At 72.8% G+C, this 13,460-nt stretch carries 10 protein-coding genes; 8 read left to right on the plus strand and 2 right to left on the minus strand.

What is annotated here, in order from left to right; all coding sequences use genetic code 11:
* Positions 1-36 precede the first annotated feature (36 nt).
* The gene (locus Q6347_RS03035; protein WP_304602711.1) at positions 37-597 is read left to right on the plus strand and encodes a MarR family winged helix-turn-helix transcriptional regulator; all 561 of its coding nucleotides are present in this window, start codon (positions 37-39) and stop codon (positions 595-597) included.
* 48 nt (positions 598-645) lie between these two features.
* Positions 646-2,979, plus strand: coding sequence for a phosphoribosylformylglycinamidine synthase subunit PurL (purL, locus tag Q6347_RS03040; RefSeq protein ID WP_304602710.1), 2,334 nt, complete (start codon positions 646-648; stop codon positions 2,977-2,979).
* Between the two features lie 103 nt (positions 2,980-3,082).
* Here purL and Q6347_RS03045 read toward each other — a convergent pair whose 3' ends face one another.
* Positions 3,083-3,568: a Dps family protein gene (locus Q6347_RS03045; RefSeq protein WP_369810796.1), complete on the minus strand. Its 486-nt coding sequence runs from the start codon at positions 3,566-3,568 to the stop codon at positions 3,083-3,085.
* Between the two features lie 295 nt (positions 3,569-3,863).
* Between Q6347_RS03045 and Q6347_RS03050 the strand changes: the two genes are divergently transcribed.
* The gene (locus Q6347_RS03050) at positions 3,864-4,256 is read left to right on the plus strand and encodes a hypothetical protein (protein ID WP_304602709.1); all 393 of its coding nucleotides are present in this window, start codon (positions 3,864-3,866) and stop codon (positions 4,254-4,256) included.
* Between the two features lie 58 nt (positions 4,257-4,314).
* Here Q6347_RS03050 and Q6347_RS03055 read toward each other — a convergent pair whose 3' ends face one another.
* Complete coding sequence (locus tag Q6347_RS03055; protein WP_304602708.1) at positions 4,315-6,546, minus strand: NADP-dependent isocitrate dehydrogenase; 2,232 nt, start codon at positions 6,544-6,546, stop codon at positions 4,315-4,317.
* Positions 6,547-6,725: 179 nt separating this feature from the next.
* On the opposite strand from Q6347_RS03055, the gene Q6347_RS03060 reads away from it, so the two are divergent.
* The 5 genes from Q6347_RS03060 to purF all read left to right on the plus strand — a co-directional run bounded on the left by Q6347_RS03060 (position 6,726) and on the right by purF (position 13,421).
* Positions 6,726-8,201, plus strand: coding sequence for an RNB domain-containing ribonuclease (locus Q6347_RS03060; protein ID WP_304606657.1), 1,476 nt, complete (start codon positions 6,726-6,728; stop codon positions 8,199-8,201).
* 22 nt (positions 8,202-8,223) lie between these two features.
* Positions 8,224-8,595 (plus strand): sterol carrier family protein, encoded by a 372-nt coding sequence (locus Q6347_RS03065; protein WP_171246548.1) that lies wholly within the window; start codon positions 8,224-8,226, stop codon positions 8,593-8,595.
* Between the two features lie 157 nt (positions 8,596-8,752).
* Positions 8,753-11,317, plus strand: coding sequence for an ExeM/NucH family extracellular endonuclease (locus Q6347_RS03070; protein WP_304606658.1), 2,565 nt, complete (start codon positions 8,753-8,755; stop codon positions 11,315-11,317).
* Positions 11,318-11,428: 111 nt separating this feature from the next.
* Positions 11,429-11,800 (plus strand): hypothetical protein, encoded by a 372-nt coding sequence (locus Q6347_RS03075; protein WP_171246546.1) that lies wholly within the window; start codon positions 11,429-11,431, stop codon positions 11,798-11,800.
* Positions 11,801-11,873: 73 nt separating this feature from the next.
* Positions 11,874-13,421, plus strand: a complete 1,548-nt coding sequence (purF, locus tag Q6347_RS03080; protein WP_171246545.1) for an amidophosphoribosyltransferase — start codon at positions 11,874-11,876, stop codon at positions 13,419-13,421.
* The last annotated feature ends 39 nt before the right edge of the window (positions 13,422-13,460 follow it).

A 13,460-nucleotide genomic window follows, 5' to 3' on the forward strand; every position in this document is an offset into this window, starting at 1 on the left:
AGATTCTTGCTAGCCGAACTAGGTACAGTGGGTGTCGTGAGCACCTCCTCCCTCTCCACCTCGTCGCCGTACTGGTACGGCGACGAGGACGCGGCGGCCCGCGAGCTGCTCGAGGCCGTCCGGGTCTTCCGCCGCTCCGACGAGGTGATGCGGCAGCGGGCGAGCCGCGAGATGGACATGAACGTCACCGACCTGCGGGCGCTGCGGTTCGTCATCGCCGCCCAGCGGCGGGGCGAACCCGTGACCCCGCGCGGCCTGGCCGAGTACCTCGAGATCTCCACCGCCTCGACCACCAAGCTGCTCGACCGGCTCAGCCGGACGGGGCGCCTGCAGCGGCAGCCGCACCCGCACGACCGCCGCTCGTTCGTCGTCCTGGCCACGGAGGGTGCGCAGGAGGAGGTCCGCGAGCGGCTGACCCGGGTGCACCGCGAGATGTTCGAGGTCGCCCGGCAGGTGCCGGAGCACTGCCGCGGGGCCGTGCGCGACTTCCTGCTGGGGCTGGCCGCCCAGGTGGACGAGCCCGAGGACGCGGCGGCCGCCGCAGCGGCCGGGGGCGACGAGGGGGCGACCCCGGGAGGCCTCGCGGCGCGCCGGTAGACTGGCGGACGCTCGGCCCGAGCATCCCGTGCGACCCGAGGGAAGTTGATGACCGCCGCTGCCCAGGCTGCCACCCCCCGTCCGACGCTCGACACCGTCGACAACGCCGCCGCCACCCCTGACGAGGCCCTGCCGTTCGGCGAGCTCGGCCTGAAGCCCGACGAGTACCAACGCATCCGCGACATCCTCGGGCGTCGCCCGACGGCGGCGGAGCTGGCGATGTACTCGGTGATGTGGTCCGAGCACTGCTCGTACAAGTCCTCCAAGGTCCACCTGCGCAAGTTCGGCGACCGTGTCACCGAGGAGATGAAGCGCCATCTGCTCGTCGGCATCGGGGAGAACGCCGGCGTCGTCGACATCGGCGACGGCTGGGCCGTGACCTTCAAGGTCGAGTCGCACAACCACCCCTCCTTCGTCGAGCCCTACCAGGGCGCGGCCACGGGTGTCGGCGGCATCGTGCGCGACATCATCTCCATGGGCGCACGCCCGGTCGCCGTGATGGACCAGCTCCGCTTCGGCGCGGTCGACCACCCCGACACCGCACGCGTCGTGCACGGCGTGGTCTCCGGCGTCGGCGGGTACGGCAACTCCCTCGGGCTGCCGAACATCGGCGGTGAGCTGGTCTTCGACCCCTCCTACCAGGGCAACCCGCTGGTCAACGCCCTGTGCCTGGGCGTGCTGCGCCACGAGGACATCCACCTGGCCAACGCCTCGGGTGCCGGGAACAAGGTGATCCTCTTCGGCGCGCGCACGGGCGGCGACGGCATCGGCGGCGCGTCCATCCTCGCCTCGGAGACCTTCGAGGACGGGGTGCCGGCCAAGCGGCCCAGCGTCCAGGTCGGCGACCCGTTCATGGAGAAGGTGCTCATCGAGTGCTGCCTGGACCTGTACGCCGCGCACGTCGTCGAGGGCATCCAGGACCTCGGCGCGGCCGGCATCTCCTGCGCGACCTCCGAGCTCGCGTCCAACGGTGACGGCGGCATGCACGTCGACCTCGACGACGTCCTGCTGCGCGACCCCACCCTCAACGCCGGCGAGATCCTCATGTCGGAGTCGCAGGAGCGGATGATGGCCGTCGTGCGGCCGGACAAGCTCGAGGAGTTCCTCGCGATCACGGGCCGCTGGGACGTCGAGACCTCCGTCATCGGCGAGGTCAACGGCTCCGGCCGCCTGACCATCGACCACCACGGGCAGCGGATCGTCGACGTCGACCCGAAGACCGTGGCCCACGAGGGTCCGGTCTACGAGCGTCCCTACGCGCGGCCGGCCTGGCAGGACGAGCTGCAGGCGGCCTCCGTCGTCGGGCTGGGCCTCGAGCGACCGGTCACGGGTGCCGAGCTGCGCGCCACCGCGCTGCGGCTGCTGGCTTCCCCGAACCTGGCCTCCCCGGCCTGGGTCACCGACCAGTACGACCGTTTCGTGCAGGGCAACACCGCGCTCGCCCAGCCCGACGACGGCGGTGTCGTGCGTGTCGACGAGAGCACCGGTCTGGGCGTCGCCCTGGCCACTGACGCCAACGGGCGGTACGGCAAGCTCGACCCGCGGGCGGGTGCGCAGCTCGCCCTGGCCGAGGCGTACCGCAACGTCGCCACGACCGGGGCGACCCCGCTGGCGGTGACCGACTGCCTCAACTTCGGGTCCCCCGAGCACCCGGACTCGATGTGGCAGCTCGTCGAGGCCATCGAGGGGCTGGCCGACGCCTGCCAGGAGCTCGCCGTGCCCGTCACCGGCGGCAACGTGTCCCTGTACAACGGCACCGGGGAGGCCGGGCAGATCGACTCGGCCATCCACCCCACGCCCGTCGTCGGCGTGCTCGGCGTGCTGGAGGACGTCCGCACGGCGCTGCCGTCCGGGTGGCGTGCCGCGGACCAGTCCGTGCTGCTGCTCGGCACGACCGCCGACGAGCTCGACGGCTCCGCCTGGGCCGACGTCGAGCACCAGCACCTCGGCGGGCTGCCGCCGCGGGTCGACCTGGCGGCCGAGCGTTCGCTCGCCGAGGTCCTGGTGGCCGCGCGCCGCGCCGGTGCCGCGACGGCGGCGCACGACCTGTCCGAGGGCGGTCTCGCGCAGTCCCTGCTCGAGGCGTCCCTGCGTTACGGCGTGGGCGTCGCGGTCTCCCTCGACGAGGTCGCTGCGCGGGACGCGGTGACGCCGTTCGCGACGCTGTTCAGCGAGTCGACCGCCCGGGCGCTCGTGGCCGTGACGCCGGAGCGCGAGGCCGAGGTCGTGGCGCTCGCCGAGGGTGCCGGGGTGCCGGTCGTGCGTCTGGGCCGGACCGGTGGCGACACCGTGTCCGTGACCTTCGGCGAGGACTCCTTCGAGATCGCGCTCGACGAGGCCCGCGAGGCCCACGAGGGCACGCTGCCGCGGCTCTTCGGCTGACCCCTCCCGTCGCCCCTTGGTTGTGGGCATGAAAAATGCAGGTCCCCGAGACGGGGACCTGCATTTTTCATCCCCACAACGGGGACGCGACCTGGACGGGGAGTCAGACCTCGTGGTTCTCGGAGGACATCATCCAGGCCTGCTTCTCCAGGTCGTGGATGATCTCGTGCAGCAGGTCGGCCGACGTCGGGTCGGCCGCGTCGACGTCGTCGTGCACCTCGCGCACGACCTCCGCGACCTGGGCGACGCGCTCGACGACGGCGTCCACGGTGTCGGTCACGGACACGAGGCCGGCGGGATAGGGCGAGAGGTCGGTCGACGTGGCCACCGTCTCGGAGCGTCCGTCGGGCACGGCCTGCAGGGCACGGAGCCGCTCGGCGACCGTGTCGCTGTGCTGCCGGGCGACGTCGACGAGCTCGTCGAGCTGCAGGTGCAGGTCGCGGAACCCGCGGCCGGTGACGTTCCAGTGCGCCTGCTTGCCCTGGACGTGCAGGTCGACGAGCGCCACGAGGACACGCTGCAGGTGCCGCGTGAGGGTCTCGGAGGCCTCGGCACGGTCCGTCGTGCGATGGATGGCGGGCGTGGTCATCGTGCTCCTCGCTCTCTCGGGGGTCACCCGGTCGCTTTTCTGGAACGATTCCAGAATAGGGCGCGTCGTGGGATCGCGCCAGCGGGCCGAGCCGAACCCTCGCCGTGCGTCAGGCCGTGGGCCCGCGAGTCAGGACTCCCTCGCGCGAATCAGTCCTGACTCGCGGACGGGGGGCCGGGGTGCCGGGGCCGAGGGCCCGGAGCCCGGGGCCAGGGGCCGGGGGAGCAGGTCGGGACGCGGCGAGGTCGCCGCACGGTGAGACGGGTCACTAGAATGGGTGTCTCGGAGGCGCACGATGTCGTGGTTCGCAGTGTTCCTGCTGACGACCGGATCGGTGGTCATCGGTCTGGCCGTGCGATCCTGGCTGCGCTCGGACGCCCACCACGACGCGGTGGCCCGCCGTCGTCGCCGCCGGGCGGGTCCCGACCCCCTGGTCACCCTCGCCATCCAGATCCGGCTCGGCCAGCTCGCGGAGGAGCTCCGCACCGTCACCGAGGATCCCGGGCTGTACGCGCGTGCCCACCACTGGCGGGCCGTCCAGGACGCCTACGACGCCATGCTGCGGGACGCCTGCCGCGTCGCCGGTCTCGCCGTGGTGGACGAACCGCTGCGTCCCGACGAGCGCGTCTCGGAGGACGAGCGGCTGCGCGAGGAGCTGGAGCTCAGCGCCCGCGGCTGGTCCTGGTAGCGACGCACCTCCGCAGACGGGTCGGGTGCGGGCCCCTGAGGGACCCCGCCGGGATGACTCAGAAGGAGTCGATCGCGCTGTTGAGCGTCTTGGAGGGACGCATCACGGCCGCGGCCTTGTCACCGTCGGGCCGGTAGTAGCCGCCGACGTCGGCCGGGTTGCCCTGCGCCGCGACCATCTCGTCGACGATCGTGGCCTCCTGGGCCGCGAGCTGCTCGGCGAGCGGGCCGAAGACCTCCGCCAGCGCGGGGTCCTCGGTCTGCTTCGCCAGCTCCTGCGCCCAGTAGAGGGCGAGGTAGAAGTGCGAGCCGCGGTTGTCGATCCCGCCGATGCGGCGCGAGGGGCCCTTGTCCTCGTGGAGGAACGTCTCGGTCGCGCGGTCCAGGGTGTCCGCCAGGACCCGGGCGCGGGGGTTGTCCTCGGCCTTGGCCAGGTGCTCGAAGGAGGCGGCCAGGGCGAAGAACTCCCCGAGGGAGTCCCAGCGCAGGTAGTTCTCGGCGAGCAGCTGCTGGACATGCTTCGGGGCGGAGCCGCCGGCACCCGTCTCGAACAGCCCGCCACCGTTCATCAGCGGCACGATCGAGAGCATCTTGGCCGACGTGCCGACCTCGAGGATCGGGAACAGGTCCGTGTTGTAGTCGCGCAGCACGTTGCCGGTCACCGAGATGGTGTCCAGGCCCTCGCGCATGCGGTCCAGCGAGTACCGCGTGGCCTCGGCCGGGTTCATGACCAGGATCTCCAGGCCGTCCGTGTCATGCTCCGGCAGGTACTGCTCGAGCTTCGCGATGAGGTTGGCGTCGTGGGCACGCGTCTCGTCCAGCCAGAACACCGCCGGGGCGCCGGACTCGCGGGCGCGACGCACGGCCAGCGCGACCCAGTCGCGGATCGGGGCGTCCTTGGTCTGGCACGCGCGCCAGATGTCGCCGGCCTCGACGTCGTGGGAGGTGAGCACGTCGCCGGCGGAGTTCACGACCTCGACGGTGCCGTCGGCGGGGATCTCGAAGGTCTTGTCGTGCGAGCCGTACTCCTCGGCCTTCTTCGCCATGAGGCCGACGTTCGGGACGGAGCCCATCGTGGCCGGGTCGAGGGCGCCCTTGGCCTTGCAGTCGTCGATGACGGCCTGGTACACGCCGGCGTACGAGGAGTCGGGGATGACGGCGAGCGTGTCGTGCTCGGCGCCGTCGGGCCCCCACATGTGGCCGCCGATGCGGATCATGGCGGGCATGGACGCGTCGATGATGACGTCGGAGGGCACGTGCAGGTTGGTGATGCCGCGGTCGGAGTCGACCATCGCCAGGGCCGGGCCGTCGGCCAGCCCCTTCTCGATGGACGCCTTGACCTCGGTGCCGTGCTCGAGCGAGTCCAGGCCCTTGAGGATGCCGCCGAGGCCGTCGCGCGAGGACAGGCCCGCGGCCTTGAGCTCGGCGCCGTACTTCTCGAAGACCTCCGGCAGGAACGCCTCGACGATGTGGCCGAAGATGATCGGGTCCGAGACCTTCATCATGGTGGCCTTGAGGTGGGCGGAGAACAGCACGTCCTCCGCCTTGGCCCGCTCGATCTGCTCGGCGAGGAAGGCGTGCAGCGCCTTGACCGACAGGAAGGTCGAGTCGACGACCTCGCCGGCCTCGACCGCCAGCCCCTCCTTGAGGACCTGCGTGCCCTCGGCGGTGCGCAGGCGGATGGTCAGCGTGTCCGCCGACGGGATGACGACGGACTGCTCGTTGGAGCGGAAGTCGTGGGCGCCCATCGTGGCGACCTCGGTCTTGGAGTCCGCGGTCCACTCGCCCATGCGGTGCGGGTGCGCCTTGGCGTAGTTCTTGACCGCCGAGGGGGCGCGCCGGTCGGAGTTGCCCTCGCGCAGCACGGGGTTCACCGCGGAGCCCTTGACCTTGTCGTACGCGGCGCGGGCCTCGCGCTCGGCGTCCGTGGCCGGCTCCTCCGGGTAGTCGGGGATCGCGAAGCCGGCCTCCTGGAGCTCGGCGATGGCGGCCTTGAGCTGCGGCACGGAGGCCGAGATGTTCGGCAGCTTGATGATGTTCGCCTCGGGCGTGGTGGCCATCTGGCCGAGCTCGGCCAGGGCGTCCTCGACCCGCTGGTCCTCGCCGAGGGTCTCGGGGAACTGGGCGAGGATGCGTCCGGCCAGGGAGATGTCGCGGGTCTCGACGTCGATCCCGGCCTTCGCCGCGAACGCCTGGACGATCGGGAGGAACGAGTAGGTGGCGAGCAGGGGCGCCTCGTCGGTGTACGTGTAGATGATCTTGCCGGCCGCAGGCCGGGACTCGGTGTTCATGCGGAGGTGCTCCTGGGGACGACGAGATGGTTTGATATCAAGATACTTTGCCGCCCGCGGCCGTGTCGAAACCACGCGGCGAGCGCCCGGGCGGCGGTGCGCGTGCGTTCCCATCGTGTCCGACGGCGCGGCTCCTGTCTCCCCGCGCGATCAGGCGCGGGCCCCACTACCGTCGTGACGTGCCCATCCGCCAGCTCCGGATCGCGTCCGCCACCCCCGAGGACGTCGGGAGTGCGCTGGCGACGCTGCGTGCCGAGATCGGGCTCCCGGCGATGTACCCGGCCGAGGCGCGGGCGGAGGCCGAGGCCGCCGCGCGGGGCGACCTGAAGGACTTCCGCCAGGACCGCCGGGACATCGGCTTCGTGACGATCGACCCGGCCGGGTCGAAGGACCTGGACCAGGCCGTCCACGTGGCCAGCTCAGGTCACGGGTACATCGTGCGGTACGCCGTCGCGGACACCGCGGCCTTCGTCTCGCCCGGCGGGGCGCTCGACACCGAGGTGCACCGGCGCGGGGTGACCTACTACGGCCCCGACACCCGCTCCCTGCTCTACCCCGCCGTGCTGTCCGAGGGTGCCGCGAGCCTGCTGCCGGAGGAGGACCGGCCGGTGGTGCTGTGGACCGTCTCCCTCGACTCCTCCGGTGAGATCGGCAGCGTCGCGGTGACGCGCGCGGTCGTCCGTTCCCGCGCCCGGCTGACCTACGGCGAGGCGCAGACGGCGCTCGACTCCGGCACCGCACCGGAGTCCCTGGTGCACCTGGCCGACGTCGGGCGGCTGCGCCAGCAGCGCGAACGGGACCGCGGCGGGGTCTCCCTCGACGTGCCCGAGCAGGAGGTCGTGCAGCGCGCGGACGGTTCCTTCGACCTGGAGCTGCGCCGGACGCTGCCCGTCGAGTCGTGGAACGCCCAGATCTCCCTGCTGACGGGCATCGCGGCGGCCCGGCTGATGCGCGAGGCCGGTGTGGGTCTGCTGCGCACGCTGCCGCCCGCCCAGGAGCAGGACGTCCGGCGGCTGCGTCGCACGGCGGCCGCGCTCGGGATCGACTGGCCCGACGACGTCCCGTACGGCGAGATGCTGTCGACCGTCGAGTCCCGCCGTGCCGCGCACGCGGCCTTCCTCACCGAGGCGACCACCCTCTTCCGGGGGGCCGGCTACCTGGCCTTCGGGGTCCCCGGGCCCGGCGGCGGGGCGCGGGTCGGGCTGCCGGACGACGCCCGCCACGCCGCCGTCGGGGCCGAGTACGCCCACGTCACGGCACCGCTGCGCCGCCTCGCGGACCGGTACGCGACGGAGGTCTGCCTCGCCCAGTCGGCCGGCCGGGACGTCCCCGGGTGGGTGCTGGAGGCGTTGCCGCACCTGCCGGGCACGATGGGTGCGGCCACGGCGCGCGAGGCCGCGTTCGAGCGGTCGTGCATCGACATCGTCGAGGCGGCGCTGCTCGCCCCGCGGGTGGGGCGCCGCTTCGAGGCCGTGGTGGTCGACGACGGCGGGGAGCCCCGCCCGGACGGCCTGCGGCGGGGCGAGGTGATGCTGCGGGACCCGGCGGTGCGGGCCCGGGTCCAGGGCACCGAGCTCCCGCTGGGCGAGCGGATCAAGGTCACCCTCGCCGAGGCGTCGGTGGCCGACCGTCGGGTGCTGTTCACCGCGCCCTGACCGTTCGGCCTAGGGTGTCGCCATGCCTGCGCGACGACGGACCGATCCGGCGACCGGACGTGCCGCCGTCGCGTCCTGGCTCGCCGGGGACGCCGACCGGCGCACCACGACGACGGCGGTGCGGTTCACCCTCGAGGAGCTGGCCGCCGTCGCGCCCGGCAACGCCGTCGAGGTCCGCGTGCCCCCGGCCGGTGCCGTCCAGGCCGTCCCGGGGCCCCGGCACACCCGCGGGACGCCGCCCAACGTCGTCGAGACCGACGTCGACACCTGGCTCGGCCTCGCCACGGGACGGAGCCGCTGGGCTGACGCGGCGGCCGCGGGCAGGGTCCGCGCCTCGGGGGAACGCGCCGACCTCAGCGCGTGGCTGCCGTTGCAGGCGGCGCGCGAGCGCTGACCGACACGGCCTGTCGCCGTGCTTTCGTCGGTGCCGACCGCTACTGTCGCGGCCACCCGCCCCCTGTCGGCATCACGCTCGTGACCTGCGGTTCAACTGGGGTTCACAGGATGCTGCTTCGCTGGGCGTCCTGTCATCCCTGCCCTGGAGGATCAGCGTGACCCGCACCTCATCTGCCAGACCCTCGCGCCGTACCGGGTACGCCGCGGTGCTGGCGGCCACCCTCGCCGTCCCGTCCGTCGCCGCGCTCCCCGCGGCCGCCGAGCCGTCCGTGGACGCGCCCGTCCTCATCGACGAGGTCTACGGCGGCGGCGGCAACAACGGCGGCGCCTACGACCGCGACTTCGTCGAGCTGTACAACCCCGGTGACGAGCCCGTCTCGCTGGACGGCTGGTCCGTGCAGTACGGCTCCGCCGGGGGCACCACCTGGTCCTCCCAGACGGACCTCACCGGTGAGATCCCGGCCGGTGGGTCCTTCCTCGTGGCCCAGGCGCCCGGCAACGACGACTCGCAGCCGGACCTGCCCACCCCGGACGTCGAGGGCAGCATCTTCATGTCCGGCTCCGGCGCCGAGGTGGCCCTGGTCCGCTCCACCGACCGCCTCGACTGCACCGGCAGCGCCTGTGCCGAGGTCACCGACCTCGTCGACCTGGTCGGCTGGGGCTCGGCGAACACGTTCCTCGGCTCGGGCCCCGCGCCGGGGACGAGCAACGCCGTCTCCGTCGCCCGCGTCGAGCACGAGAACACCGTGGACAACGCGGCGGACTTCGTGACCGGTGAGCCCACCCCGCAGAACAGCGGGACGACGCCGGGCACCGACCCGGAGCCCGAGCCGGAGCCCGAGCTCGTGCCGATCGCCGAGATCCAGGGCACGGGGGACTCGTCCCCGCTCGACGGCCAGGACGTGACCACGCGCGGCGTCGTCACGGCGGCCTACCCGACCGGCGGCTTCAACGGGTTCATGCTGCAGACGGCCGGCACGGGCGGCGACCCCGCCGACGACGAGACGCCGGGCGCCTCGGACGCGGTGTTCGTCTACACCTGGGCGGGTGCCCAGGAGGTCGCCGTGGGCGACCACGTCGAGGTGACCGGTGAGGCCACCGAGTACTACGGCCTGACCGAGGTCTCCGCGGAGTCCTGGACCGTCCTCGACGAGCCGGCCGAGCCCGTCGAGCCGACGGTCACGGGGTGGCCCGCCACCGAGGAGGAGCGTGAGGCGCTGGAGAACATGCTCCTCGCGCCGTCCGGCGACTTCACGGTGACCGACACCTACCCGACCAACCGCTACGGCACGGTCGGCCTGGCCGCGGGCGACGGCCCGCTGGTGCAGCCCACCACCGCCGGCCGACCGGGGTCGGACGCGGCGGCCGAGCAGGCCGCCGACAACGCCGCCCGGGCCGTCCTGCTCGACGACGGTTCCTCGTGGGACTACAGCCGCGACTCGCGGACCGACGTCCCGCTGCCGTGGCTGAACGGCACCGACCCGGTGCGGGTGGGAGCGTCCGTGACGTTCACCGAGCCCGTCGTGCTCGACTACCGCTACAGCACCTGGTCCTTCCAGCCGCAGCAGCAGCTCACCGGTGACGACGCCGCGGGCGTCCAGCCGGCGACGTTCGAGAACACCCGCGAGTCCTCGCCGCAGGACGTGGGCGGTGACCTGCAGGTCGCGACGTTCAACGTGCTCAACTACTTCACGACCACCGGCGACCAGCTCGACGGCTGCTCCTTCTACACGGACCGTGAGGGCAACCCGATCACCGTGCGGTCCGGCTGCCTGGCCCGCGGGGCCGCCGACGCCGAGAACCTCGAGCGCCAGGAGACCAAGATCGTCGCGGCGATCAGCGGCCTCGGTGCCGACGTCGTGGCGCTCGAGGAGGTCGAGAACTCGGCCGCCTTCGGCAAGGACCGCGACCAGGCCCTGTCCGACCTGGTCGACGCGCTCAACGCGGCCGACGGCGCCGGCACCTGGGCGTTCGTCCCCTCGCCGGCCGAGCTGCCCGCGGACGAGGACGTCATCCGCAACGCGTTCATCTACCGCACGGCCGGTGCCGAGCCGGTGGGCGCGTCGCGGATCCTCACCGACGCCCCCGAGGCGTTCCAGAACGCCCGCGAGCCGCTGGCGCAGGTCTTCCAGCCCGCGGGCGGCAAGGACAAGGCCCCGGTGGACGACGTCGTGGTCATCACGAACCACTTCAAGTCCAAGGGGTCGCTCGGTCCGTGGCCGGGTGACGTCGACGCCGGCGACGGGCAGGGACGCAACAACGAGTCCCGCGTGCGGCAGGCGACGGCGTTGGTGGACTTCGCCGACGAGGTCGCGTCCGACGCCCGGACCGACCGCGTGCTGCTCGTGGGTGACTTCAACGCCTACGAGCAGGAGGACCCGATCATGGTCCTCGCCGACGCCGGCTACACGGACCTCGGGCCGACGACCGGCAAGTACACGTACAACTACGACGGTCAGGTCGGGTCGCTGGACCACGTGCTCGCCTCGGAGGGGGCCCTCGAGGACCTCGCCGGTGCGGACATCTGGAACATCAACGCGTACGAGCCGGTCGCGAACGAGTACAGCCGGTACAACAACAACGTGACCATCCTGTACGACGAGTCGCCGTTCCGGTCCTCCGACCACGACCCGCTGCTGGTGGGGCTGGACCTGGTGCCGGGTGCCCCGGCCTGGGCCGAGGACCGTGTCGCCGAGGCGCGCGGCACCCACGGCGGCTGACCTGCCGGTGAGCCGACCGGCGGCCCGGGCGGGCGCGTCCCTCACGACGCGCCCGCCCGGGCCGCCGGGTTCGCCACCGGGTGCTGTCGTCGGGGGCGATAGGCTCGTCGGGTGAGCAGCACCTCTCCCGAGCAGCCCGCCGACACCCCCGACGCCGTCGAGGAGACCCGGCCGGACCAGGGCGTGACGTCCGGCGGCGCCGTCGCCGACGACGACGCGGAGGACCACCTGCTCGTCGACCCCACCCGGGTCCGCCGGGCTCCGCGCTACCGCGCGTTCTTCACCGTCGGCGCGATCGTGGGCCTCGTGGTCGGCGTCGTCGCCGGCACCTGGCTCACGAGCGTCGCGGTCGACGAGGAGATCCTCCTGCTCAAGCCGGGCGTCTTCGTCTCCGTCTTCACGCTGGGCACGACGACCCTCTTCGTGCTCCTCGCGGGGGGTCTCGCGGTGCTCGCCGACCGGCGCAGCCTGCGACGTCGCTGACGGTCGGGCCGCGGCCGTCCCGGGGGACGACCGCGGCGGCGATCCCCGGACACGTGTGTGGGATACTCGACACATGCCCTTGCGCCCCGACGGCCGCCTGAACCACGACCTCTTGCCCGGCGAGAAGGGCCCGCAGGACGCCTGCGGGGTCTTCGGTGTCTGGGCCCCCGGTGAAGAGGTCGCGAAGCTCACCTACTTCGGCCTGTACGCCCTGCAGCACCGGGGGCAGGAGTCCGCCGGGATCGCCACCAGCAACGGTGAGCAGATCCTGGTCTACAAGGACATGGGCCTGGTCTCCCAGGTCTTCGACGAGACCGCGCTCAACGCGCTGGCCGGGCACATCGCCGTCGGCCACTGCCGGTACTCGACCACGGGCGGCGTCACCTGGGAGAACGCGCAGCCGACCCTCGGCGCGACCGCGGCCGGGACCGTCGCCCTCGGGCACAACGGCAACCTGACCAACACCGCCGAGCTGGTCGACCTCGTGGCCGAGCGGTACGGCGCCCAGCGCCGGGGCGAGCTGGCCCGCGGCAACACGACCGACACCGCGCTCATCACGGCGCTCCTGGCCGGCGACGAGGACCACACCCTGGAGCAGACGGCGCTCGAGGTGCTGCCGCGGCTGCGGGGCGCCTTCTCGCTGGTGTTCATGGACGAGCACGCCCTCTACGCGGCCCGCGACCCGCAGGGCGTCCGGCCGCTCGTGCTGGGCCGCACGCAGCGGGGCTGGGTGGTCGCCTCCGAGACCCCCGCCCTGGACATCGTGGGCGCCTCCTTCGTGCGGGAGGTCGAGCCCGGCGAGCTGATCTGCATCGACGACGACGGTCTGCGGTCCACCCGGTTCGCCCCGGTCGAGCGCGCCGGCTGCGTGTTCGAGTACGTGTACCTGGCCCGCCCGGACAACACCATCCAGGGCCGACCGGTGCACGCCGCCCGGGTCGAGATGGGACGCGTGCTCGCGCGCGAGCACCCCGTGGACGCCGACCTGGTCATGCCCGTGCCCGAGTCGGGCACTCCCGCCGCGACGGGGTACGCGGCCGAGTCCGGGATCCCGTTCGGTCAGGGGCTGACGAAGAACGCCTACGTCGGCCGGACCTTCATCCAGCCGTCGGACACCCTGCGCCAGCTCGGCATCCGCCTGAAGCTCAACCCGCTGCGGGAGGTCATCCGCGGCAAGCGCCTCGTCGTCGTCGACGACTCGATCGTGCGGGGGAACACCCAGCGCGCGCTGATCCGGATGCTCCGTGAGGCCGGTGCCGCCGAGGTGCACGTGCGGATCTCGTCCCCGCCGGTGAAGTGGCCGTGCTTCTACGGCATCGACTTCGCCTCCCGTGCCGAGCTCATCGCCAACGGCCTGACGCCGAGCGAGATCGGGCAGTCGCTCGGGGCGGACTCCCTGGGCTACATCTCGACCGAGGGCATGATCGCCGCGACGGAGCAGCCCGCCTCGCGGCTGTGCGCGGCGTGCTTCACCGGGGAGTACCCGATCGAGCTGCCCGAGGAGGACCGGCTCGGCAAGCACCTGCTCGAGCAGTCCGAGCTGCCGCTCGGCGCCCCGGAGGACGGGCTGTCCCAGCTCTCCGTCGGTGTGGGCGGCCAGTCGGCGCTCGAGCACCCGTGACCCGGCGACCCCGCCACCGTCCGACCAGGAGTCTGAAGA

It is taken from the genome of Isoptericola sp. b408, from assembly GCF_030588085.1.
Taxonomy (GTDB): domain Bacteria; phylum Actinomycetota; class Actinomycetes; order Actinomycetales; family Cellulomonadaceae; genus Isoptericola; species Isoptericola sediminis.